The organism is Salinisphaera sp. RV14 (assembly GCF_052044135.1).
Taxonomy (GTDB): Bacteria; Pseudomonadota; Gammaproteobacteria; order Nevskiales; family Salinisphaeraceae; genus Salinisphaera.
Genome location: NZ_JBQDYF010000027.1, coordinates 1 through 24,295, shown reverse-complemented (window position 1 = coordinate 24,295; position 24,295 = coordinate 1). Strand labels below are relative to the sequence as shown.

The 24,295-nt window shown below is 64.5% G+C and carries 19 protein-coding genes and 1 pseudogene; 6 read left to right on the top strand and 14 right to left on the bottom strand.

Features of this window, described 5'->3' with window-relative positions; translation table 11 throughout:
• Positions 1-166: 166 nt before the first annotated feature.
• Positions 167-988, bottom strand: a complete 822-nt coding sequence (locus ACS8Y6_RS17225; RefSeq protein WP_440856142.1) for a sulfurtransferase — start codon at positions 986-988, stop codon at positions 167-169.
• A 544-nt stretch (positions 989-1,532) separates the two neighbouring features.
• Positions 1,533-2,750, bottom strand: a complete 1,218-nt coding sequence (locus tag ACS8Y6_RS17220) for a GGDEF domain-containing protein (RefSeq protein ID WP_440856141.1) — start codon at positions 2,748-2,750, stop codon at positions 1,533-1,535.
• A gap of 57 nt (positions 2,751-2,807) precedes the next feature.
• On the opposite strand from ACS8Y6_RS17220, the gene thiM reads away from it, so the two are divergent.
• Positions 2,808-3,632 (top strand): hydroxyethylthiazole kinase, encoded by an 825-nt coding sequence (gene thiM, locus ACS8Y6_RS17215; protein ID WP_440849512.1) that lies wholly within the window; start codon positions 2,808-2,810, stop codon positions 3,630-3,632.
• Between the two features lie 29 nt (positions 3,633-3,661).
• Here thiM and ACS8Y6_RS17210 read toward each other — a convergent pair whose 3' ends face one another.
• From ACS8Y6_RS17210 to ACS8Y6_RS17190, 5 genes are all read right to left on the bottom strand, one after another.
• Complete coding sequence (locus tag ACS8Y6_RS17210) at positions 3,662-4,810, bottom strand: AMP-binding enzyme (RefSeq protein ID WP_440849511.1); 1,149 nt, start codon at positions 4,808-4,810, stop codon at positions 3,662-3,664.
• Complete coding sequence (locus ACS8Y6_RS17205; RefSeq protein WP_440849510.1) at positions 4,807-6,084, bottom strand: diguanylate cyclase; 1,278 nt, start codon at positions 6,082-6,084, stop codon at positions 4,807-4,809. Before ACS8Y6_RS17205 ends, ACS8Y6_RS17210 begins: the two co-directional genes overlap by 4 nt.
• A gap of 16 nt (positions 6,085-6,100) precedes the next feature.
• On the bottom strand, positions 6,101-6,469 hold the full coding sequence (locus ACS8Y6_RS17200; protein WP_440849509.1) for a phosphonate transporter: 369 nt from the start codon (positions 6,467-6,469) through the stop codon (positions 6,101-6,103).
• Positions 6,470-6,900: 431 nt separating this feature from the next.
• On the bottom strand, positions 6,901-7,830 hold the full coding sequence (locus ACS8Y6_RS17195) for an alkaline phosphatase family protein (protein WP_440856140.1): 930 nt from the start codon (positions 7,828-7,830) through the stop codon (positions 6,901-6,903).
• Positions 7,831-7,936: 106 nt separating this feature from the next.
• The gene (locus tag ACS8Y6_RS17190) at positions 7,937-8,977 is read right to left on the bottom strand and encodes a lipid A-modifier LpxR family protein (RefSeq protein ID WP_440856139.1); all 1,041 of its coding nucleotides are present in this window, start codon (positions 8,975-8,977) and stop codon (positions 7,937-7,939) included.
• A 436-nt stretch (positions 8,978-9,413) separates the two neighbouring features.
• Between ACS8Y6_RS17190 and ACS8Y6_RS17185 the strand changes: the two genes are divergently transcribed.
• On the top strand, positions 9,414-9,713 hold the full coding sequence (locus ACS8Y6_RS17185; protein WP_440849540.1) for an ArsR/SmtB family transcription factor: 300 nt from the start codon (positions 9,414-9,416) through the stop codon (positions 9,711-9,713).
• A 60-nt stretch (positions 9,714-9,773) separates the two neighbouring features.
• Positions 9,774-10,787 (top strand): zinc-dependent alcohol dehydrogenase family protein, encoded by a 1,014-nt coding sequence (locus ACS8Y6_RS17180; protein ID WP_440849506.1) that lies wholly within the window; start codon positions 9,774-9,776, stop codon positions 10,785-10,787.
• A gap of 87 nt (positions 10,788-10,874) precedes the next feature.
• Here the strand turns inward: ACS8Y6_RS17180 and ACS8Y6_RS17175 are convergent, their stop codons facing one another.
• Positions 10,875-12,146: an O-acetylhomoserine aminocarboxypropyltransferase/cysteine synthase family protein gene (locus tag ACS8Y6_RS17175; protein ID WP_440849505.1), complete on the bottom strand. Its 1,272-nt coding sequence runs from the start codon at positions 12,144-12,146 to the stop codon at positions 10,875-10,877.
• A 196-nt stretch (positions 12,147-12,342) separates the two neighbouring features.
• On the opposite strand from ACS8Y6_RS17175, the pseudogene ACS8Y6_RS17170 reads away from it, so the two are divergent.
• Together ACS8Y6_RS17170 and ACS8Y6_RS17165 are read left to right on the top strand one after the other, a co-directional pair.
• A pseudogene (locus tag ACS8Y6_RS17170) lies at positions 12,343-13,208 on the top strand (transposase).
• Between the two features lie 68 nt (positions 13,209-13,276).
• Positions 13,277-14,554, top strand: a complete 1,278-nt coding sequence (locus ACS8Y6_RS17165) for an MgtC/SapB family protein (RefSeq protein ID WP_440849504.1) — start codon at positions 13,277-13,279, stop codon at positions 14,552-14,554.
• A 102-nt stretch (positions 14,555-14,656) separates the two neighbouring features.
• Here ACS8Y6_RS17165 and ACS8Y6_RS17160 read toward each other — a convergent pair whose 3' ends face one another.
• Both ACS8Y6_RS17160 and ACS8Y6_RS17155 read right to left on the bottom strand, forming a co-directional pair.
• On the bottom strand, positions 14,657-17,167 hold the full coding sequence (locus tag ACS8Y6_RS17160; RefSeq protein WP_440856138.1) for a YbcC family protein: 2,511 nt from the start codon (positions 17,165-17,167) through the stop codon (positions 14,657-14,659).
• Positions 17,160-18,785, bottom strand: a complete 1,626-nt coding sequence (locus ACS8Y6_RS17155) for an NADH-quinone oxidoreductase subunit L (RefSeq protein WP_440849502.1) — start codon at positions 18,783-18,785, stop codon at positions 17,160-17,162. Before ACS8Y6_RS17155 ends, ACS8Y6_RS17160 begins: the two co-directional genes overlap by 8 nt.
• 96 nt (positions 18,786-18,881) lie before the next feature.
• Between ACS8Y6_RS17155 and ACS8Y6_RS17150 the strand changes: the two genes are divergently transcribed.
• Positions 18,882-19,772, top strand: coding sequence for a LysR family transcriptional regulator (locus ACS8Y6_RS17150; protein ID WP_440849501.1), 891 nt, complete (start codon positions 18,882-18,884; stop codon positions 19,770-19,772).
• 416 nt (positions 19,773-20,188) lie between these two features.
• Here the strand turns inward: ACS8Y6_RS17150 and ACS8Y6_RS17145 are convergent, their stop codons facing one another.
• The 4 genes from ACS8Y6_RS17145 to ACS8Y6_RS17130 form a co-directional block, all read right to left on the bottom strand.
• Positions 20,189-20,866 (bottom strand): Spy/CpxP family protein refolding chaperone, encoded by a 678-nt coding sequence (locus ACS8Y6_RS17145; RefSeq protein ID WP_440849500.1) that lies wholly within the window; start codon positions 20,864-20,866, stop codon positions 20,189-20,191.
• Positions 20,867-20,997: 131 nt separating this feature from the next.
• On the bottom strand, positions 20,998-21,921 hold the full coding sequence (locus tag ACS8Y6_RS17140; protein ID WP_440856137.1) for a LysE family translocator: 924 nt from the start codon (positions 21,919-21,921) through the stop codon (positions 20,998-21,000).
• Between the two features lie 224 nt (positions 21,922-22,145).
• The gene (locus ACS8Y6_RS17135; protein WP_440856136.1) at positions 22,146-22,742 is read right to left on the bottom strand and encodes a LysE family translocator; all 597 of its coding nucleotides are present in this window, start codon (positions 22,740-22,742) and stop codon (positions 22,146-22,148) included.
• A 438-nt stretch (positions 22,743-23,180) separates the two neighbouring features.
• A complete protein-coding gene (locus ACS8Y6_RS17130) occupies positions 23,181-24,026 on the bottom strand; it encodes a helix-turn-helix domain-containing protein (RefSeq protein WP_440856135.1) in 846 nt (281 codons plus the stop codon).
• Between the last annotated feature and the right edge of the window lie 269 nt (positions 24,027-24,295).

Here is a 24,295-nt window from a genome sequence, read left to right as displayed (position 1 = left end):
GCGCATTCCCGGCCGGCCCTGAACGCCGGCGCCGCGGCGATGCCAGGACGCGGTCGGCATCGGCGCCGGGCCCGTCGGCGATGCACGTTGCGGTCAGGACTCGAAGCGCTACATCGCGCATGGGGCAAGACCCGACGCCATGGCGCCCGGCGCCGAACGCCGCGGCTTATGCGCCGGTGGCCACCGGCCGCGACGGGTCGCTGTTCCAGGCGCTCCATGAGCCCGGGTATAGACGCGGCAATGGCCGGCCCAGCACCGCGCAGGCCAGGATGATCTGGCAGGCGCTGACACCCGAGCCGCAGTAGCTGATGGCGGCCTCGTCTTGCGGCAATGCCTGCGCCAGCTCGTCCGGCGAGAGGAAGCGGGCGCGGGCGTCCACCAGCGATCCGGCCGGTATATTCCGGGCGCCGGGGATATGGCCGGCAGCGGGGTCGATCGGCTCGTGCTCGCCGCGAAAGCGCTCGCCGGGCCGGGCGTCCAGCAGCACGGCGTCGCCGCGCGCCACGTCCTCGGTGGTGGCGATCAGGTCGTCGTCGAACGTCGGTTGCCAGTCGCTGGGATTCGGTTCGGGCGATACGCTTTCGACGGGGTAACCGCCCTCGCGCCATGCCGGCCAGCCACCATCGAGCACATGCACCGCCGGGTGCCCGGCCCAGACCAGCATCCACCAGGCGCGTGCTGCCGCGAGCGCACCGCCCATGTCGTCGTACACCACGACATCGCACCGCGGCGTAATGCCCCAGGCCCGCAGTTGCTCGGCAAACCGCGCGTGGCTCGGCAGTGGATGGCGGCCGCCTGCCGCGGAGGGCGGCGCGGACAGCTCGCGGTCCATATCCGCATGAAGGGCGCCCGGCACGTGGCCTTCCCGCCAGAGGGCGCGCCCGGCCTCGGCATCCTGCAGGCGCCCCCGCGCATCGAGCACCACGATATTACGGCCCTCGGCCAGCCAGCCGGCCAATGTCCTGGCATCGATCAATACGTCTTTCATGGTTTGTTCCGGCAAAGCTCGAAGTGGGTGACGATCAGAGCGTGCCAGTGGTCCTGGTCGGGCACCAGTAGTTGCACGAGTGGGCTAGGGCCTGTTAACGCTATCCACGCGGGGCGCGCCGGAGGCTATTTTCGCGCAGGACAAGGCGCCGGGAGCGCCGTGTAGCCGCGCTACACAAGCGAGCGGCAACGCCGTATTGCGGGAAAATAGCCCCGGCCCTTCGGGTTGCGTCCAAAATCACGCCCCGCGGCGTTGCGCAGCTTGGCTTTGGAACCACCAAGGCCGGCGCTACGCGCCTTGCGGGATCGCGATTTTGGGCGGGCAACGCGACCCACGCGGCTAGCGTTAACAGGCCCTAGCCGAAGGCAGACTCCGGATGGAGATAGGCCCCGTTTCCATCGTCACCAGAAAATGGGCTCAGGTCGTGTGTTGTGCCGGCACGACAAGGACTGAACCCGGATGCGCCCGCCAGGTTGATGCGGCGAGCCGTTGCGTCGGCGGTTATGGCTTGGTGGCGCGTAAGCGTGGGAAGTCGACGCTGGCTTTACACGCCCAGGCTTTGTTCATCCCGCGGTTTGGCGCCTTTGGCCCCGGTATGGGCGGCGCGGTTTCGGCCTTGTCGCTTGGCGGCGTAGAGCGCGGTGTCGGCTGCAGCGAGCAGCGGGGCGATGTCGATGGGTGTATCTGGCGTATCGGCCACCGCCACGCCGAGCGAGATCGTGATACGGACGGTGGTGCCGTCGAGATCGAGTGGCCGCCAGGCGATGCGTTCGCGGATGTATTCGGCGGTCGCGATGGCGACGCTCGAGTCGGCGCCGGGCAGCAGGATGGCGAATTCGTCGCCGCCCATGCGGGCGAGCCGGCCGGCGTTGCCGAGGCTCTCGTCCACGATACGCACCAGCGCCTGCAGTAGCAGGTCGCCGCTGTGGTGGCCGAGGCTGTCGTTGATCTCCTTGAAGCGATCGACATCGAATACGATCAGCGCCAGCGGCGCATGCGCGGCATCCAGCCAGGCGAGAAACCGCCGTCGATTGCCGGTGCCGGTGAGCGGGTCGGTTTCGGCCATCCGCGTCAGGGAGCGGTTGATGGCGTCCTTTTCCTGATTTGCCTGTTCCAGCCGTGCCTGGCGGGACGCGAGCATCGCGTGCGATTCGAGCTGGTCGCGCAATGCGCGATGGTAACCGCGCCAGACATCCGTACGCAGGCCGAGCCAGAAGGTGATGACGCCGCCGATCAGCGCGACGGCAAGGCCCAGGTTCCACGCCACGGCCACGAGCGTGAGCGACGCCGTGGCCACCAGGCGGGCATACAGAATGCCGGGGATCGCGGCATAGGGCCCCATGATCGTGCCGAGCACGACCATCACCAGCAGTACGCCGGCGGCCTCGCCCGGCAGATGGGGCAGCAACAGCAGCGGGCCGGCGCCCCAGACGAGCCCGTAGACGAAGCTGATCGCAATGAAGCAGAGGGCTTTGCGTTCGGGGGCCTCGTCGAACCGGGCTTGGGCGCGCAGCCGGGCGGCATAGGCGCGCGGAAGACAGCCGCCGGCCGCGGTCAGTACCAGCCAGGCGACATGGGCCGGCGTCGGTGTTTTCGCTATGATGAAGGTGCCGATGACCAGCAGTGTCGTGAGGTTGCCCACCAGGCTGCGCATGCGGATGCCGGCGCAGAAGACCTCCAACAGGCGGGCACGGATGCGCTCGCTGGCACCGCTCCAGCCGACCACGACGTCGATCCCCCTGGCATTGACTGGATACGGCATGCGTGCCCTCCTCACGCAAGACCCGATGCGACACGACACCCCGACGCGAATACGCCGATGAACGCCACGAACGCCAACGATATTGCTGCCCGGTATGCCCGTGTTACAGCCGCGCTGAAGCAGGCTGCGCCGCTTGTTCACAATATCACGAACCTGGTGGTGCAGAACGACGCGGCCGATGCCATCGCCGCCGTGGGCGGGGTGCAGATGACATTGCATGCGCCGGCCGAGGCGGCCGAGATCGCGGCGGTGGCGGACGCGCTGACCGTCAACGTCGGCACGCCGGACCCGGCCTGGCTCGAAGCCGCCGATACCGCCGTACGCACGGTCATGGGGCGTGGCCGGCCGTGGGTGCTCGACCCGGTGGCCGTGGGGTTTTCCGACTACCGGACCGAGGCCATCCACAAGCTGCTGGCCCAGGGTCCGACCGTGATCAAGTCCAATGCCAGCGAAACGCTGGCGCTGGCGCGCACCGGCACGAGCGGGCGCGCCGGGGACAGCCGGCATGCCGTGGATGACGCGATCGATGCGGCGCGGCGGATCGCACGGCAGTACGGCTGCGTGGTGGCCGTGACCGGCGAGCGCGATCTGATCACCGACGGTGCCCGGACCGTTCGTCTGCATAACGGCCATCCCATGATGGGCCGCATGATCGGGTCGGGCTGCATGCTGTCGTCGGTGCTGGCCTGTTTTCTGGCCGTGGCGGATGACCCGTTCGAGGCCGCGCTGGCGGGCCTGGTGCATTTCGCGGTGGCCGGAGAGCTAGCGGCTGCCCGGGCCGGCGGTCCCGGCACGCTCAAGCCGTTGTTGATCGACGCGCTATACAACCTGGATGCAGTGGACGTATCGGCGCGCTTGAAGGTGAGCGAATTGACGCCGTGAGCGGTCTTGGCGCCTATTCCGACAGGCTGTCAATCCCAGTCCGCGGGCTTTCCCATCGGGTTGTGCGGCAGAGCGGGGCCGAAGCGAAAGCGCGTGGGGCGTTCGGCGGGCGGCAGCTGGCTGGCCACGAACGGGCGCAGACGGTGTTCGAGGTCCGCTTCGTCTTTGTCGCCGACCGGGACGATGAACGCCTTCAGGCGGCCGTTGTCGCCCAGCCGCACCGCCGCCTCGGCCACGCCGTCGCATGCGGTGAGCACGGCGGCGATACGGTCGGGATAGACGTTTACCCCGCCGACCTGCACCGCATGGTCCCGGCGGCCCATGAGCTCGATTTGACGCGCGCCGCGCGGCCGGACGTGGTCGGGCAGACGCGCGGGCTGGCCGGTGCGATCGATGAGCGTCGATGGCGCATGGGGCGCGAGCCGCCAGCGCGGTAGCAGGGTGTATTCGATGCCGGGGATCTCGCGCAGCCCGATCGCGCTGGTTTCCGAGCTGCCATAGACATCGACCAGTCGCGCCAGGCCGGTGGCGAGCACGGCCTCGCCGAGTGCGTTGGCAAGCGGCCCGCCGGAACTGATACCGGTGACATGCTCCGGCCACTGTGGGCGCAGGCGTGCCAGCGCCGCCCAGTGGTCGGGAACGCCCACCACCAGATCGCCCGCTCGCGGCGCCGGCATGCCGGGCACGGTGCCATCGATAACCGGCACATCGAGCACGGCCGGCAGCAGGGCGGTCCACACGAGCCCGTAGAGATGGGTCGCCGGGACCAGTGCGATCACCCGTCGCGTGCCGGCAAACCGGCGGGCGAACTCGCGGGTTTCTTCGAGCAGATCGGCCGTGGCATGCGAATGGCGCTGCGGCACGCCGGTCGAGCCGGAGGTATGGACCGTCAATCGTTGAATCCGCTGGGCCGCGATGCCGTCGGCCCATTCGGCCACCGTGGCGGTGGTCTCCGGGGCGAAGGCGATATCGTCCAGCGTGAAAATTTCGCTGAGCGCGGCGGCCACGCCCATTCGTTCCAGAGAATCCAGGGCCAGCGGGGTGGCCGTCTCATGCGGGGCATAGGCTTCGGCCGCGCGCTGGCCGATGTCTTCGTCGCGCAGGCGGTGGAGTTCGCCGGCGATCACGGCGGCGGTGAGTCGGCGGATGGCTGCCCGCGGCAGGTCGGCCCGGGTCACGCCGACGCCGGGGCCACCCGATTGCGCCCGGCGTTTTTCGCCTCGTACAGACGGCGATCCGCGATTACGATCAGATCGTCGGTGGAGCCGTCGGTTTCGCGCATTTCCGCGCAGCCCAGACTGGCGGTGACGTGGAGCCGGTTACCAGGCACCGCGATCTGGAGTTCGGCGATTTCGCGACGCAGCGTTTCGGCCAGCTCGATTGTGGCACTCAACGGGTATTCGGGCGCCAGCAGGGCGAATTCTTCTCCGCCCAGCCGCGCGAAGACCGCCCCCGCCGGCGCGCAGTCGGCGCCGATTTGTGCCACCTGTTTGAGCACGGTGTCCCCGGCCGGGTGGCCGTGCATATCGTTCAGCGCCTTGAAATCGTCCAGGTCGAGGATGATCAGAGATAACGGCTGTCGGCGCGTCAGGCATCGCGTGTGCTCGAGCTTCAACACCTTCTGGAACTGCATCCGGTTGATCGCGCCGGTCAGATAATCCCGCGTCAAGAGCTCGATCAGGTCGTTGGTTTTTTTGGCCGGTTCGGGCACGTCCCGCAGCACCATCGAGAAGCTGCGATCCTCGTCGTCGTCTTGTTCGGCGCGCGCCACCAGCAGGCGCTGGCACCAGTAGCGTTCGCCATTGGCCCGCTTCTCCCACCCTTCGAACAGATGCCAGCCATCGCGACTGGCAAGCGAAAGTTGGTCGGCTATGTAGAACGGGATCTGTGCTTCGTCGCCGGTTTCGGACAGAAACGTATCCACGCATTGGCCGATGACTTGTTCGGCGGCATAGCCGGTCTGCCGGACGAAGGAGGGGTTGGCCGAAAGCACCCTGCCGTCGCCCGTGACCGTCAGTAGCGCATGATCGTTGACCTCGTCGATCAAGGCAGCGAACCAGGTATCGGCCTGACGCATCCGATGTTCCTGGGCCACCTGTTCGCTGATGTCGCTCAAGGTCGCGATCAACTGGTTCGGGCCGCGCTTGACCAGGGAGCAGGCCAGAACCGTGGCGCGCCCGTCGCGGCTCTTCTGGCCCAGATCCACGACGATCCGGTGTCCGTCGCAGATGGTGCCGTGGGGCTCGGCGAAACCATCGGCAAAGTTACGCAGCTCCGGCGCGTATTTTTCCGTTGCGGCGAAGAAGTTATCGACGCCCTGCGCGCCGGCCAGCGGCAGCAGATGCTTCATCGCATGCGGATTCATCAACCCGATCTCGCCGCGGTCATCGAGCTCGATCAGCCCGAACGGGCATGCATACATGAAGCTTAGAAGATCATCTTCAGCTGCCATGGCTCCCGGCCTCCGATCAGCGCTCGACGAGAATATAGCGTCGCACTGCATCGTGGGCCTGCAGCAGCCGCAGCCGGACGCGGGTGGGGCGCATGCGCAGCGTCAACACGAACGGCACGATCTCATCGAGGTCGGCCTCCTCCTCGAAACGCTGGGCAACCAGGAAATTGTTCATGCACTGGCCGATGGTGGAAAAAAACGGCACACCCAGAACATGAGCGGGGTCGACACCGGACATGCGAGCCTCGGCGGCATTGTAGACATCGGCGCAGGTATCCGGGCGAAGGCCGATTACGCCGAAATCGAGCGCATCGCGGTCCTGCGGCGCCATGCTTTCAAGATCGATCAGCCGGACGGTTTCGAATGTCGGCTTCGTGTCGCGCATGTAGGCGCCTCCATGGAATCAGAATGCGGGAACAACCCGTTTAAGTGGCCATCGGGTTCTTGGTTTGTTATGTCGCGCTGCACTTGGCCAGATGGGTGGCGGCCCAGAAGGCATGATGATCCGGCCTGTCGTGCGTCAAAGACTTGGGATGAAGATATGGGATAACCCGAAAGCGCACAACCGAATGGTGATCCGAGAAAATGGCGTGTTCGACGTACCGGGCCGGACGTACGCGGTCAGGTCGTGTGATACACGCGCCGTCGGGGTTCGGCAAACTGCTCGGGAGGGCCTGGCCCGTTGGGCCCATGCCACCCGGCGACACACGCCCCACCCCAGAGCCGGGCACGACGATCGCTCGAAATCCATGACGTGAACTGACGTTGCAGGACACGGGCAGGGCCCGAGCCGGCGGGCTCACCCCCGCGCGGTGGTCATGACGATGCGCTGCCGCCGGGCGATTGCCAGGGGCCGGTGATCGGTACGGCCTGCGCACTCCGCCCCAGTAGCGGGAGGCCATACATCGCTTCCAGTGTACGCAGCATGCTGTAATGGTTGACCGGACGCTTGACCTGTCCCTGGCGCACATGCGCGCCGGCGATGATGACCGGAATATGGTTGTGATGAAGATCGTTGTCCTCGTCCCAGGTCACGATCAGCAGGCTGTTGTGATCCCGTGCCCACTGGACGTAGCCGCCCAGATGGCGCTTCAGCCAGCGGTCGCCCTGGGCGATACTGGCGCTGTGCATGTCGTGGTCGAGGTCGGGGATGACGAACGACACCGTGGGCAGCTTGTTGAAGTCGGAAGGAAAATCCCGAAACGGCCGGTTCTGGTCGGCGTCTACGTTGACCCCCTGCCAGTTGACGGCCGGGTTGTGTTTGCGTGCATAAAGCCCGTGGCGGCAGCCGGTGTAGCCCGGCTTCGGCATGGACTGGGCATAGGTGGCGAAGCTCAACCCCGCATCGCGCAGGGTGCTGGCCAGATTGCGGCTGGTGAACCGGTGCGGACAGCTGTCCAGCAGCACGCCCTGGGTGGTGCCAGAGAACAGTGCGAGGTAATTGGGCTCGCTCGGATGAGTGACGCCGTAGGCATGGGTGAGCGTGGCGCCGGAGGCGGCGAGCCGATTCAGGAACGGCGCCTGGGGATTATCCAGAATCTGGGAATAAGCCTTGTTCTCCTCGATCACGATCACGACATGGGCCGGTCGCGGCAGCCTCCCCTGCGGCAGTCGCGTATGCGCCTGCGAGCTGCCGAACGCCGGCGGCACGCTGCTGGCGAACATGCAACCTGCCAGGCTGGCGGTCAGTGCGCTTATCAGCGCGAGCCGGCGCAGCCGGCGGCCGGGGTGCTGCCGCGGTTTCATGTCGGCCCCGCGTTGCCGCCGCGGCGGCGCATTGAATCGAGTCGATACACGTGCATTGATTGCCCTCTTTTTGTCATGGTGCGAGATGAGCCGCCGTCGCGCCAACTCAGTTGAAACGGTAATCGAACCAGACGGCGCCGAAGTTGTTGTGGGCATCGCTGGCGGGCGGCAGGTTGCCCGTATCCACCGTATTGGTTGTCATCCACATATCGAAATGTACGCCCCAGCGCGGGCGCACATAGTTGACGCCCGCGATCAACTGGCCCACGAACGGCTTCATGTGCAGCGTGTTCTGTCGGGTCCAGGCATTATCGCTGCGAATGAGATTGCCCTGGCGTTCCATCGAGCGCCCCACGCCGGTGCCGCGCACGGCGACGGTGGCATAAAAATAGCCACGATCCGTCGGCGTCTGGGTGGCATCGTAGTTGACACCGCGCCCGAGCGGGTCGGGCAGGGTGGCGAAACCGGGCGGCAATTGCCCGATGCGGGCGATCAGTCCGGTCTGGCCGTAGGTGAAATAATTACCGAGCGCGGCATCCAGGCTCGATGCGATATCGAAATGCGGCGTACGCCAGAGCTTGTGCTGGAATGTGTAGTACAGGTTGACCACCGGCTCGTTGTCGAGCTGGTTGTTCCAGCCGTGCGGCGGCGTGCTCATGATGCTGTGGATGGCGGTTTGCACCTGCTTGCCCCCGGCCAATGGCCCGACCAGCCCGAGCATCAGCTCCGCCCCGTACAGGTTGCGATCGTTGAACGCGATGAAGGTGTTGCCCCAGCCGAGCAGGCCCATGTACGGAAAGTCGTTGGTGATCAGCCGGTGCGTGCCGAGATGGGTGGGGGTGTCCTGGACCTGCCAGAACGTCCAGCTCTCGCGATAGCCCAGCTGCGGGCCTGTCGGCAGCACCCACCGCGCCAGCGACTTGCCAAAGGCCGGGGTGCCATGGGTCTGGCTCAGCCGACGCGCGACGGCCGAATGCATGCTCACGCCGCCGCCGCCCGTGTACTGGTTATCGGAAAGAAACAGCTTGTCGTCCTGGAACGCGAAGGTCCAGGTGACCGGACCGTGCGGGCGCTGGGCCAATGCCAGAGGGCTCAGGCCGAGAAGCGGGGGCAGCCCGAACAACAGCCAGCGCAGCGTGCGGCGCATGCGCCGGTGCGCGCTGGCAACGCACCGCTGCCAGCCTTGTCTTGACGGGTTGCAACATGCACTGCTGCTCATGAGTGTATTCTACACAGAAATTTCCGCGTGCTGCCAGCCCGGCTCGGACTCGAAAACGCGCTCGACCGGAGCCCGGGCCGGCGGTCGCGGGCCGGCATCGATCGCAGTGGCCGGCGCGGCGCCGCGATCGGCCATCGCCAAGAAGAGGCCGGCCACGATACAGCGCGCACCCGCAGGCAGTGTGCGTGATCCCGGTGCCCGGCCATGTCGGTTCAGACCGTGGATTTGTAACGATTGTCGCGGCCGGGCGAGGCGCGGTGATGGGGCCTATGCGGAAATACGGCGAATGCCCGCAACGCCGCAGGGCGCGGCACGGGTGTTGCCTGCGGCGACAGCCTGGCCGCAAACCGTTATCGTGGACCTGATGATGGTGGATCAACTCAAGGCATTGGCCAGCGAGACGAGGCTGCAGATCATGGGTTGGCTCCGGGCGCCGGAAGCGCATTTCCCGGCTCAGGCTCATGGCGACCCGGTCGGCGTTGGCGTCTGCGTCAGTCATATTCAGCAAAAGGCGGGGTTGTCGCCCTCCACGGCCTCGACCCATCTGGCGATTCTGCAGCGTGCTGAACTCGTGTGCGCCACGCGTATCGGCAAATGGACTTATTACCGCCGGAATGAGGCCGCGATCACGACGCTGCTGGACGACATGACCCGCGTCGTCTGATATCTTTGCGGTCAAATATTTCGTTAATTCGCGAAATAACGAATCGAAAAGGAGTCGGATATGTCGAATCAAGCGATTGTCGTCGGTGCGGGCAGTGGTTACGACCGGGTGCGTCGTGAGCAGCGCGATGCGCCGGCCCCGGGGCCCGGTGAGATCACCGTTCGGCTCAAGGCAAACTCACTGAATTTCCACGACTATGCCGTAGTGACCGGCCTGTGGGGCGGCGTGCCGGAAGACCGGATTCCCATGGCCGATGGCGCCGGCGACGTGGAAGCCGTCGGCGCAGGCGTGACCGAGTTCGCCGTGGGCGACTCTGTGGTGAGCACTTTTTTCCCGACGTGGCTGGACGGCGAGGCCGAGGTCGAAGGCTTCGATACGGTGCCCGGAGACGGCATCGATGGTTACGCCCGCGAGCGTGTGACCCGGTCGGCCAACGCATTCACGCATGCCCCGGCCAACTACACGGCAGCCGAAGCCGCGACCCTGACCACCGCCGGCCTGACCGCCTGGCGGGCTTTGATGGAAGACGGGGCGCTGCAGCCGGGCGAGACCGTGCTTGTTCAGGGTACCGGCGGGGTTTCGATCTTTGCGCTCCAGTTCGCCAAGCGCTGCGGCGCCACCGTGATCGCGACCTCCTCGCGCAACGACAAGCTGGAGCGTCTGCGGGACCTGGGCGCCGATCATCTGATCAATTACAAGGAAGACGGCAACTGGGGCCAGACCGCACGCGCGCTCAGCGGCGGTCGCGGGGTCGATCATGTGATCGAAGTCGGCGGGCCCGCCACGCTGGAGCAATCGATGAACGCCGTTCGCGTCGGCGGCCATATTGCCGTCATCGGCGTGCTGACCGGCGTGGCCGGCGAAGTCTCGCTCATGCCGATGCTGGCCAAGCAGATTCGTCTTCAGGGCGTGCTGGTCGGCAACCGGCGTCAACAGCAGGATATGGTCCGGGCGATCGAGGCCAACGATATTCATCCGGTCATTGACCAGCGGTTCCCGCTGAATGAACTGGCCGATGCGTTCCGCTATCAGGAAACCAACCAGCACTTCGGTAAGATCTGCCTCGACATCTGAATACGGCGGCCGGCGGCCCCTCGGATATCGACGGCCCCGCCGCGAGGCGGGGCCGGTGGTCGGGCGCCGCGGCCGCGGCGCCCGTCGTCAGGCGGCGACCGCGAGCGCCTGCGCCAGATCGGCGATCAGATCGTCGATATGTTCGATGCCGACGGACAGCCGCACCATGTCGGGGGTGACGCCCGCGCTTTCGAGTTCGGCTTCATTGAGCTGGCTGTGGGTGGTGGCCGCGGGCATGGCCGCACAGCTCTTGGCATCGCCGATATTCACCAGCCGGATGAACAACTCGAGCGCGTTGTAGAACCGTACGCCGGCATCCAGCCCGCCCTCGATACCGAAGGAGAGAATGCCCGAGGCCCGGCCGTTCATGTAGCGCTGTGCAAGGGCGTGGTCGCGATGGCCGGGCAGGCCGGCGTAGTTGACCCAGGTGATGCGGTCGTGGGCTTCCAGGTATTCGGCGATGCGCTGGGTGTTGTCGCAGACGCGCTCCATGCGCAGGGCCAGCGTTTCCAGCCCCTGCAGAAACATCCAGGCGTTGAACGGGCTCATCGCACCGCCCATGTTGCGCAGCGGCACCACCCGTGCGCGGGTGATGAAGGCAGCCTCGCCGGCATCCCTGGCGTAGTTGATGCCGTGATAGGACGGATCCGGCGTGGTCAGCAGCGGGAAGCGCTCGGCGTGTTCCAGCCAGGGGAAGCGTCCGGAGTCGACGATGAGCCCGCCGATGGTCGTGCCGTGGCCGCCGATGTATTTGGTGGCCGAATGCACGACGATATCCGCGCCGTGTTCGATGGGGCGCAGCAGCGTGGGCGAGGGGACCGTGTTGTCGACGATCAGCGGCACGCCGTGGGCATGGGCGATTTCGGCCAGACGAGCCACATCGGCGATGTTGCCGGAGGGGTTGCCGATCGACTCGCAGTAGATGGCCTTGGTGCGGTCGTCGATGAGCGCGGCCATGGCGTCGAGATCGTCCTTGTCGGCGAAGCGCACGCTCATGCCCTGGCGCGGCAGGGTGTGCGCGAACAGGTTGTAGGTGCCGCCGTAGAGCTCGCTGATCGAGACGATGTTGTCGCCGGCTTCGGCAATGGTCTGGATCGCTGCCGTGATCGCGGCCATCCCGGAGGCCATGGCCAGCGCGCCGACGCCGCCTTCCAGCGCGTTGATGCGCTGTTCGAGCACGCCGCAGGTCGGGTTCATGATGCGGCTGTAGATGTTGCCGGGCACTTTCAGATCGAACAGATCGGCGGCGTGCTGGGCATCGTCGAATGCGTAGGACGTGGTCTGATGCAGCGGCACGGCCACGGCATGTTGTTCGTCCGGCGTGTACCCGCCGTGCAGGGCGATGGTTTCGGGTTTCATGCGAAGGCTCCCTCGGTTTCGTGAATCGCGGCGCCCGGCGTTGTCTCTTGCGCTATCAAGCGGTGGCCGAGCCATTTGAGTTTAGGGCAGCGACGCGGTTTGCGGATATGGCCAGCGGGGGCGGAGTATGGGGCGAGGTATTATGGTGTGTATTGTGAGGCTACGCTGAGTGCCGCATCCGAGTCGGACCGCGCTTATGGCTCGTCCCTTGCGCCTTGAATTTCCTGGCGCCCTGTATGACGTGACCGCTCGGGGATCGCCGCAACGATATCCACGAAGACGACGAGGGCCGCTACGCGTTCCTGGGCGTGCTGGCGGGCGTGGTCGAGCGTTTCAACTGGCTGGTGCATGCTTATTGTCTTATGAGCAACCACTACCACCTGTTGGTCGAGACGCCGGATGGCAACCTGCCGAGGGGATGCGTCAGCTCAACGGAGTTTATACGCAGTACAGCAACCGCCGACACGGTCGTACGGGCCATGTGTTCCAGGGGCGGTACAAGGCGATTTGCGTATAGAAGCAACCGTGTCTGCTGCAGGTGGCGCGCTATATCGTGCTCAACCCGGTTCGCGCTCATAGGGTACGAAGCGCCGGGGATTGGCCGTGGAGCAGCTATCGGGCGACCGCCGGGCGCAGCGATACGCCGTCCTGGTGGACCACTGACTGCATCCTGTCGGCATTCGCCTGGGGCCGTACGGAGGCCGTGTACAAGTATCGGCGGTTCGTGAGCGCCGGACGCGGTCAGCCGGGCCCCCGGCAATCCCTGGCGAACCCGGTGTTGCTGGGCGATGCGCATTTCGTGGATGAAATGCAAGCCCGCCTGCAGCAACAGAATCGAAGCCTTGCCGAGATACCACGCCATCAAAGACCGGCGCGGGCGCGACCGATCGCCGATTCCGTCCGCGAACAGCGGTCGCGCGCGGTTATAGCATGAGCGAAATCGGTGCGTGCTTCGGGATGCATTATTCGACGATAAGCCGGATCATCAAGGCGCAGGAAACAGGCGCGGATGTCGAGCCGGCGGCACCGGCTTCCCGAGCCGCCGATCGCCCGGTGCGATGACGGCGGGTTTGTCCGGATCGGCGCTGCCTCTCTGTCCGGTTTTTCGACGCGGGACCAGGGTTTGAGCCATGAACGTCACGACCCAATTTCTGGCGACGAACCAGACCACGCTGAAACTGGCGGTCGCGCTGTTGCTGGGGGCGATCATCGGGCTGGAGCGAGGCTGGGACGCCCGTAAACAGAAGTCCGGTGAACGCATTGCGGGCATTCGTACCTTTGCCCTGATCGGTCTGCTGGGCGGTGTTGCAGCCTTGTTGACCGCGAAGGTCTCGCCTTGGGCCTTTCCCGTACTGCTCGTCAGTGTCGTGGCGATTGCCCTGGTGGCATTCAGTGAGCGGCTGGCCCATGTTCAGAACTTCAGCATCACCAGTATCGTCGGGATATTGCTGACCTTCTGTTACGGCGCGGTCGCAGTGGCGGTCAACCCCGCCATAGCTGCCGGGGGCGCAGTCGTCACGGCCATCATTCTGGATAACAAGCGGGAAATACACGGGCTCGTGGAGCGCCTCAAATCCTACGAGCTGGATGCCGCCCTGAAGCTTTTGTTGATTTCGGTGGTGATGCTGCCGCTGCTGCCGGACATCGGCATGGGGCCGGGCGGCGTGCTGAACCCGTACCAGATCTGGTGGATGGTGGTCCTGATCGCCGCCATCTCCTTTGTCGGCTATTTCGCGATCCGCGTGGCCGGGGTGAGAAAAGGCATCCTGTTCACCAGTCTGTTTGCGGGGCTGAGTTCTTCCACCGCGCTCACGCTGCATTTTGCCCGCCAGTCCAAACGCGCCCCGGAACTGAGCCCGCAGTTCGCGACCGGCATCCTGATCGCCTGCGGCACGATGTTCATTCGCATCCTGATTTATTGTGCCCTGATCAACCACACGTTGTTGTCGCGACTGGCATGGCCCGTCGCCGTGATGACGGCGATGCTTTACCTCCCGGCGGTGGTCATATGGAAGCGAAACGCGGCGCGTCTGGATATCAGCCGCCCCAGGCTCAATCAGAACCCGCTGGATCTCAAGTCAGCCTTGCTGTTCGGACTGTTGCTCACCGGAATACTGGCACTGGGCGAGTTCGCCCAGGCGTGGCTGGGCAATGCCGGCGTATATGCCCTGGCCGCGACGTCGGGGATCGCCGATGTGGATGCGATCACGCTGTCGTTGACACGCATGTCGCAGCAATCGATCACCATTCAAACCGCCGTGGTGGGTATCGTGATTGCAGCCGCGACCAACAATCTGGTCAAGGCCGGTATCACGGCAGCGATCGGCCGGAAAAGTCTCGCACTGCTCGTGGCCGGCCCCATGCTGTTGTCCCTGGTCGCCGGGTTGGGCGTCGCGTGGTTGCAGTGAGGGCGCGACGGCCGGGGCGCGGCACCGCCTGCCTGGCAGGTCGCCGCGGTTGATGCAAAAAATGTCTCGTCCTTGACGCGCGAGCCGGCCGGGCGACCGGGCTCAGCTGGCCCGGGCTCGCTGGGTGTCGCCATCGATGGGTGTCCAGCCGTCGGCTCGATAGCGCTGCACGGCTTCGCTGCCCGGGCCGATTTGATAGACGAACAGCCACTCGTGGTGGACCAGCTGTCGAATGCTTTCGTGTTTGGCGATGATGTCGGCAATGGCGTCGGCGGGGGCCTGGATGAACACACTGAGCCGCAGCGGCTCGTGTACCCAACGCGTGCCATCCCACAGCGACTGCAGTGACAGGCCGATACGCAGGTCGCCCCCGTTGCCTTCGAATAAACCGATGTGACCGCCGGCGACGTTGTGTAGTGCCTTGTTGCCGCTGCCGTAAACGCGGTTGTCCACGGTCGAGGCGTAGTACTGGAGATTGATCCAGTGCGCGACGATCATCGGCGCCGTCATGATCGACTCGAGAATCTCGTGGTTCGCGTCCTGCGCGGCGTCGTATTCGTGCAAAAAGGCGCGACCGGCGAGATTCAGCCCCCGTGTGCGCTGGCGCGGCGCCACGATCAGGCTGGCGTTGCGGGCCAGCCCCCATTCCGGGCGGACCTGCGACCAATCATGGGCGCCCCGGCCCAGGCGCTCGCGCTGGGCGCCCGGGGCCGACGGGCCGGACTCCAGCCAGGGCGCCCGCTCGGCGTTCGCGCGGGTGCGGGCGTCATCGAGCCAGGTCCGCAGCCGAGCCACGTGGGTGGCCTGCTCCCGGCTCAGGTCCTCGAGATCGAACAGGGTGACCTCATCCGTGGTCGTGTTGTGCAGTGCGGCGACGAAGCGTGTTGTCGCCGGCACGTCGATGTCTTGGTCGCGCAGGCCCCGCCGCACGTCCGGCTCGTTCAGGAGTCCGGCGACGACGCGTGCGTTGATCTCGCCCGAATGACCGCCGCACGCCCCGCAGTCGAGGGCGGATTGCTGTGGGTTGTTGCGGGTCTGGCTGGCGTGCCCGACCAGCATCACGATCGGGGCGAAGCCTTGCGTCAACGACATGCCGCGCAGAATCCCGGCGGCCAGTTCGATTTTGCGCGCGACGGACAAGGCGGTGCCGTGGTCGGTCAGCCGGGGCTTGCGCGGGTCCGCGCCCGCGGTGTGCGCTGCGTCTGCTGCATGGCCGGGCGACTTGTGCAATAGCCCGTCCTTGAGCAATTTCAAGGCGTAGAGCAGGCCGGTGGACTCGACATACGAAAACGTCGACGTGCTGCCCCAGCGAAAGCGGCGGCTGGTCTCGCTGGCGCGCAGCCGCGTGCTTGCGTCTGCGTCGCGCCGGCAGGTGTCGTCGTGGCCGTTCCCGCTTTCCAGCGTCACCGTCAGGCTGGGGGCGAGCAGCCCGGGGAGTTGCGCTTGCGGCACCGCCGATCCGGGGGCCTGGTAGGCGATCGGGACGCCGAAAAAACCGGCAAAGCCGAGTGTGTCGACCTCGGGGCTGACGGCTTCCAGGGCGCGGCGAAAGACTTCCGATCGCACATCGATACAAAACGCCGCCTGCACCACCGGTGTTGACGGTGCTGAGGTCGGGGTCGGCCCGCCGGTCAGGTCGCCGATGAGCGGCCTTTGATAGCCCAGTTCGAGGGCACGGAGCCAGATCCAGTCGAGTTGCTGGTCGCTGACGTGTTCGGCTTCGATCCGTTCCGCCTGGGTCAGCGCGTGCCGCCAGGCGCCGCGCGAGTCGTCGTCGGCGACCCATTGATACAGCACCCAGTCCCAGGCCAGGCGCATCGCGAGCAGATCCCGCAGTGTCGTGTCTTCGCGCCCGGCCAGGTCGGCCTGCCAGCACAGATAGGCACACCAGGACGCCCAGCCGTTCACGCTCAGCAGCAGTGCGTGCAGATAGGTTTCGGCGTGATCGAGCGGGACCGACATGGCGGCGAGCGCGGCATGGATCAGGGCGTCCGGGCTGTCCGGCAGGTCTTTAAAGCGTTTTTGAAGACCGGGCTCGCCCATCAGAATCGCAATGCCACGGTCGTGCATGACGTTGTAATGCCAGGCAGCATAGAGCCCGCCGGTTGGCCTGCCCGGCCAGTCACCCTGACCGCGATCGAATGCCGACGCGCACAATTGACTGATCTGATGCACGATTTCCTCGGTCCAGGCGGTGCGGTGGGCGAGATCCCGGGCCTGGTCCAGTTGATCGGCCACCAGCGCGACGCGGGCGGTACAGGCGGGCTGCTCGAGATGAGCGACCAGCGTTTCCGCCGTGAGCGCCGAATCGGCTTCGCGACAAGCGGCTTCCAAATCGGCACGAGCGATGCGGCCGGTCATCCATTGATCGCGCAAGTAGGCGCGCCCCGGCAGAGCCCGGGCGCCACCGCGTGCCGCGACCCGGGCCGCGGCCTGCTGGATCGGCAGCCCGCGCAATCCCCACCAGGGGTTGACGGCGACCGATTGATCGAGCGGCCAGGTCGGGGCGATCCGGGCGCAGGCACCGGCGATGGCCTCGTCGAAAGCCTCGGCTGAAGGCGCGGCCGGCGGGCGGCGTATTGCGGCGGGCTTCGGGGTTGAAACGTTACTCATGCGCCGTGCTCCGGGTCGGGGATGGGGGCGTCGTGGCAAGCGGTGCGCGCGCGGGCAGCCGGGGCGGCCAGATCACGAGCGTCAGCCGTGTGAATAACTGATCCAGATAGAAACCGCCGTACACATGGGGCTGCAGCCAGGCAAGGCGGCGCGCGCCGCCGGCTGTGGTCAGCATCGCGCGCACGATGAACAACGCGCCGAACGCCAGGGTGATGCCGACTTCGCTGGCCATGGAAGGCGCGGTCGTCGTCGGCGGCGCCCAGAATGTGGACAAGAAAGACCACAGCAGATAAAGACCGGTCACGGCCAGCGCACCGGCGCCCGTGCGCCACCCCATTTCGCGCGAGTTGGCGCCTTCGCCGATCAGCGAGGCGACCGCCAGCACGAGCACCGCAAAGACGGCCGGATGGCCGCGCCCGAGGCTCGGGATTGCAAACAGCCCCAAGATCACGACGCCCGCGGTGCCCGCGATGACGAGCCAGCGCGTGGCGGATGGCTCGGCGCTGGGTGGCGTGCACCAGCGGCGGGTCGATGTCGCCACGATCTCGCCGGCCGTGAGAAAGGAATACGCCTTGTAGAACGAATGCGCCAGCAGATGCAGCAAGGCCAGGTTATACAGCCCGAGTCCGCATTCCATGAGCATGAAACCCATCTGGGCGCAGGTGGACCAGGCCAGCATGACCTTCACGCTCACACGGGTCGTCATGATCAGGGCGGCAATCACGGCAGTACTGGTGCCCGCAATCACCAGCAGTGCCTGGGCCAGGCCCGCATGCGCCATCAGCGGCGCGAGACGGATCATCAGAAATCCGCCCATGTTGACGATACCGGCATGCAACAGCGCCGATACCGGCGTGGGTGCTTCCATCACCTGAATCAACCAGCCGTGGAAGGGCAGCTGGGCGCACTTGAGGATCGCCGCACAGGCGATCAGGGCGGTGGCGAGGGTCAATGCCGGTGTGAAAGCGGCCGGCTCGACCCGGGCGAACACCCGGTCCATCTGGAAGCTGCCGTAGTGCATGCCCACCAGAATCAGCCCCACAAGAATGAACGCATCCGCGACCCGGCTGATGAGAAACTTCTTGTGGGCGGCCAGCAGCGCCTGGGGACGCTGATGGTAATAAGTCAGAAGCTGATGCAGGCAAAGACTGGTGGCGACCCAGGCCGCGCCGAGCAGGAGCAACTGATTGGCGACCACCAGGGTCGAGATGCTCGCCAGCGTGGCGCAGAACCAGCGCCGGTAAACATGCTGCGCCGGATCGTCCGCCGTGGGGTCGCCCGCCAGATATCGGCGGGAGAAGGTGAGAATGACCAGACCGATGAAGCTGATCAGCGCCAGCATGGCCAGCGTGACCGGGTCGACGCGCACGCTCGGCGCGAAGCTGGCGGGGTGCGGCCAGGGCAGGCGTGCGATCAACGTCGGCGACTTTGCCGTGACGAGGTATAGCAATGCGAGCGCCATGGTGAAACCGATCGCGCAGCGCGCATAGACCAGCGTGGCTGGCCAGCGGGCGAAAACCGGGCCGCGCCGATCTCCTGATGCGATGGCGGCCCAGAGATAGGTCGCGGGCACACTGAGGGCGAAAAAAGCGGTCGCGGTGGTGTCGATGGCGTACATATCGGCCGGTCCGGTCGGAAACCCGATTAGACTAGAGCGACTTTATGTTCAATAAAAATACTTATTTATATATGTTTCATTCTGTATTATAGAACAATGCCGCAGTTGAATTACCATCACCTGTATTATTTCTGGCGTGTGGCCAAGCAGGGCAACCTCACGGAGACGGCGGCCCGCCTGCATCTGTCGCAGTCGGCGCTGTCCACCCAGATCAAGAAGCTTGAAGCGTCGCTGGGGCAGCCTCTGTTCAAGCGTGTCGGCCGGCGGCTGGAACTCACCGAGTCGGGCCGGGTGGCGCTGGATTACGCCGAACCGATCTTCAACCGGGGCGAGGAACTGCTGGCCACCCTGCGCGAGGGGCGTGGCGCCGCACGGCAGGTCGTGCGTATCGGGGCCATGGCGACGTTATCGCGAAACTTCCAGGAGGGTTTCATTGCGCCGCTGATGGGCCGAAACGATATCTCGCTGGTCCTGCAGTCCGGCCGACTCGATGATCTGCTCGGGCAGCTCAGCACGCACCGGCTGGACCTGGTGTTATCCAACACGACGCTTCCCAGCACCGCGGAAACGCCCTGGCGCAGTCGGCGTATCGCCCGGCAGGCGGTGAGTGTACTCGGGCGTCCGCGCGACACCCCGTTTCGTTTGCCCGATGACCTGGCCGACGCCCGGATACTGCTGCCCGGCGAGCATAGCGAGATACGCACCGCAGTGGATATGTACTGCGAACACTGGGGTCTGCGCCCGCATATTCTTGCTGAAGTGGACGACATGGCCATGCTGCGCCTGATGGCACGCGACTCGGCGGCCGTATCGATCATGCCGCCCGTGGTCGTGCGCGACGAGATCGCCGACGGCACGTTGGTGGAATACGGGCAGCTGCCCAACGTGCACGAAAACTTCTATGCCATCAGTGTGAAACGGTATTTCCAGAACCCACTGATCGCACAACTGCTCGCGCGCACACCGGATGAGCTGATTCGCGACTGAGCCTTGCTGCCGCGCCAATGACATCCAGGTAAAAGCGCACTTGATTGCGTACCACACGCAGCGGGCTGAACAGCCAGGGTAATGGGTCCGCCAATGCACGCGAACGAGTGCAAACAGGAAGAAAGATCAAGGCACCGCTGGCTTCAGGTGCGCGAGCTATCGCGTCGTCAAGCCCCGGACTGAACTTTGTGCATGAGTCCAGAAGCCGCATGCTGCGCCCGGGACTGGCCGCCATAGCCGGGCCATGACGGCCGGGGTTCCCCGGGCGCGCTCGCCGCAAGCGATGGCCGGCGACCCCGGCATTCACGTGAGCGGCCGATCAATTGCGGTCGGCCCGCGGCCGGCCGGTTGGTCCGGCCGCCGACGCCCCGGGCCATCGTGTGGTAGCCGGGCCTTGCCCTTGCGCTAATGCGCCGTCAGTCGTCGCCATTGTGTTGCCAGCCACCGGCACACCAGGGCCGATCCTGGCGCCAGCGTTTGCGCTGTTCCGGGGTGAGTATATTTTGAAATTTCGTGCGCATCTGAAGGCTGTTGACCAGCAACTGGCGCCGCGTGGTGGCGATATGGTCGTAGACCTGACCGACCGCTTTCGGATCGGGGTTCGACTCTGCCATGAGGTTGCGCATCTGTTCCATGTATTGGAAAAGCTGCCCCCGGAGCTGGCCCTGCTGGCTCGCCTCGGTGCGCCAGAGCTTGCCCAGTGACTGACGCTGCTGGGCACTGAGATTCAGTGTCGACTCCGGCATCCCGCCGTAGTCATACATCATGCCAGGGCCGTAGCCGTCGCCGTACATCATGCCGTAGCCGTAGCCCGGCATCATGCCGGGGCCGCGCATCCCGGCCGGCCCGGCACCGTTCCACATCATCATCGGCCCGTAGCCAGACCTCGCACCCGGACCATAGCCGTACATCATGCCCGGGCCATAACCATACGGCGGCGCCTGTGCCGGCGTTTGCGTCTCGCTCGAAGCCTGCGGCGCGCCGCCGTTGCGCCCCATCATCCCGTTCTGGGCCAGGGCGGTCGAAGACAGCACGGCGGCCAGTACCAATCCGCTGAGCCAGGGGGTTGTTTGCATGGCCTTCTGAAATTTCATGACTCGGTCCTCTTGATCACGCGACTATCGAATACGGCATGCGGTTGGCATCCGGCCGAACCGGACGCCGGATGACGGCATGGCAACGATATTGGCCCGTCGATGACACCGGGCACTTGACCGAAATCAAGTCATGGCGCTGATGGCGGAACCCCCACCGGCCGGGGCGCCGCTATGGCGCATCCGATGAGGCATGCTCTGATTCCGAGGGGGCTTCGAGATGGAACGAAACAACAAGTGATGGTTGCAGCGATCTTTATCTTGGTGATTTTTGCATGAGGGGAAGATGCCTCGATGCGTGGCGACAGGGCGGGTATGGTTATGGCGTGTCGGTTCAATGGCCTCGCCGTTGAGCCCGGCCCATGTTCCCCTCCTGATCGTGTCACCGGTTTTTTAAAAGGTTCTCCACCTAGCCGTGGTAAGTGGGCATTGCCAAGAAACAGGCCAGAAGCACGAGAATAAGACCGGAAACGAGTCGTTGTCCTACTCGGTATCGACGACCGGAGTTCCATCGATTCGCTATCCGCGCCGCATAAAAAGAGATGATGAAGTCCGGGATGGTGTTTAAAAAAAACAACCAAAGTTCCGAGAAGCAGGAATTGCGGGATAACGTTTTCGGAACTCCGGCTAATAAACTGTGGAATAAAGGTTAAGAAGAATAGCGCAACTTTAGGGTTGAGTATTTCAGTGATGATCCCCTGTCTGAATGCCGCGCGGACTTTGACTACCCTGGGCTTTTCGTCCGTTCCATCCACGCCCCGCCCCGTTCGGTTGGCGGAAATCAGCATTCGGACGCCGAGGTAAGCGAGAAATACGGCGCCGACGTATTTAATTAGAACAAACGACAATGGAAATACCGCAAGCAGTGCTGAAAGCCCCATTGCGGCAGCAACGACATGAATCAACCCGCCTAGCGCTGTGCCCAGTGTTGATGCAACCCCAGCGGCGGTTCCTCCCTCGATCGTACGTGAAAGCACATACAGCATTACAGGCCCCGGGCTGAATGCTAATGCCAGAGCGGCTATGAAAAATACGGCGAAAAGTTCTACGCTCACGTCAGATCGAAGGGCTGTTGGCTTTCAATCGCTATCCTCGGACAGCTCAGAAGCTGCCAGACTACGCAGGCTCGGCTGGGTGCCCACACGATGCGCCGACACGGCGATCATCGGCATCGCCGCCACGGGGGATGCCGTCAATGATCGCGATCCTATGCGTCTTCCGAATTGCGTTGACATACAACAACCCCACACTACGCTGTATTCAACACGTCGGCGTTATTCTATTGCAAGCCGAAGGTTTCCTGAACGAGCATAATCACCGATATGCCCAGCAAGACTGCCATCGCACGGTTCAGAATTCGGACGTTGCCGGTACGCCGGGACAGCGCATTTCCCAGCATGGTCCAGGTCCAGAGCGACACAGCGCAGATACATAGGAAAAGTGCCGAAAACACCAGAAGCCAAGGTATGTAGGCTTGCTTGGTCGCAACATAAATCGATATCCCGGAAACGGACACAATCCACGCCTTAGGGTTCGCCCATTGCGCGAGCGCGCCAGCGGCGAGGCCTGGAACTCGCTCAATCCGTTTGCTTTCGATTTCGCCGGCCGATCGGGCAATCTGGTAAGCCAGATACAGCATGTAGACACTACCGACCGCAGTGAGTGTTTTCGAAATGAGCGGGTTGTTGCCCACGATGCCGGCAAGCCCCACTCCCGCGAGGATCAACTGCGCTACGAATCCAAATGTTGCGCCGAACACGTAACGCAGGCTTCTGACGGGGCCGTAGCGCGCGCCGGACATCGCGCAGATGACGTTGACCGGGCCCGGCGACGCCGATGTTGCCAAGGCAAAGCCCGCCATCGATAGCGTCGTCACGGCGGCACTGGGCTGAGCTATCGCGACACTCACAGTTCGCAGTCCCGTATGCCGCCGTTGTACGCAACGAAGAGCTCCCGGCGGGCGCCGGCTGCGGAATACCTCTCAGGCCGCATTCCGGCCTCGAATTCATGCCCCGTATTGTTGCTGTAGCGGCTGATGCTGCTGATACGCGCGACTCGAAACCGAGGCGAGGCGTTCAGTCTCACGCCGGCCCCTTTCCGGACCGCGCTGATGACCGCTGGCGAACCCGATCTAGCGGCCGCATGCGGTGTTCGCCCTATCCTGGTGTTGTTAATCGTACCGGGGTCGGTGGCCATATCTCGAAATGCGCCGTCATGTGGGCAGTGATCGAGATGAAACTACACTGGCTTCGACATCGGAAATTGTACGATCTTGATGCAAAAGCGCCGGGCGCGCCGTTGGGTCGCCTATGGACTACCGTTGGAATATCACGCGACGCGGCGTCACGCCCAGAATCCGTTTGAAACTTCTGATCCAGTGCGCCTGGTCATAAAAGCCGAGCCGAAACGCGACCTCCGTCGAGGTATAGCCGCGCCGAAGGAGTTCGCGACCCGTTTCAACGCGGCGCTGTACAAAATATTGGTAGGGCGGAACACCCATGACACGTCGAAATGCGTTGAGAAGATAGTGCGGGTGCAGGTTAACCATGGCCCCGAGAGATTCGAGTGTGACGACTCGATCCAGGCCGGTCATTCGATCATCGGCATCCAGTACCGACATGGCGTCCAGGTACTCGCGGACCCGGCGCACGGCCTCGGGTTGCTGGCCGGCACGGACTGGCCGCTCACGGCCGTAACGCACAAATAGCCAGTCGAGCGTATCGATCAGCTCGCCATCGAATGCCAGCTCCCATCCGTGATGAGCCGGGTGTTCCAGCCGCTTCGCGAGTGACGTGAACGCGCGTTCGACGCGTTGATCATCGTCGCGCGGATCCGTTGTATCGAAGCCTTTTCGTGGTCGTCTTGGCAGCAGGCGCCCCAGGGCCTGCTCCGTGATATAGAGCATCTTGTACTCAAGCCGGCCCTGGAGCGCATATCCATCATGGGGCTGCTCCGGGTTCATCAATGACAGCGTATGGGACGGAAATACAAAGGATGCGCCCTTGCTGCTGTAGCCGCCGACCCCCGCGGTCATGACACCGATAGCGAATGCGTTATGAGTGTGCTTTCCGAAGGGGTGTCCCTTGAAGCTGGCATCCAGAAAGCTGAAACCTGATTGCCACGGGGTTTCGTAGAGCCGGTTTCGTAAGTGCTGACTCATCCGAGAGTCCCGCCATCCGCAGCGCGAGCCAAACTGGCGTTATATGGCTATTCAGCGACTGTACTCGGCTTCGCTGTCATCGCGCGTCATATTCGGGCCGTTGTATTTCGGACCATATGGATGGCATCGAAATTCATGATGCCCCTGGAATCGGCCAAAACCAGCGCCAAAACGGTCTTTTGGCACAGATGTTTGCGATGTAATCGCATATCAGTATACGACGACAATTACTCTGGCCGGTCTGACGACAACTACTTTGGCCGGTAGCA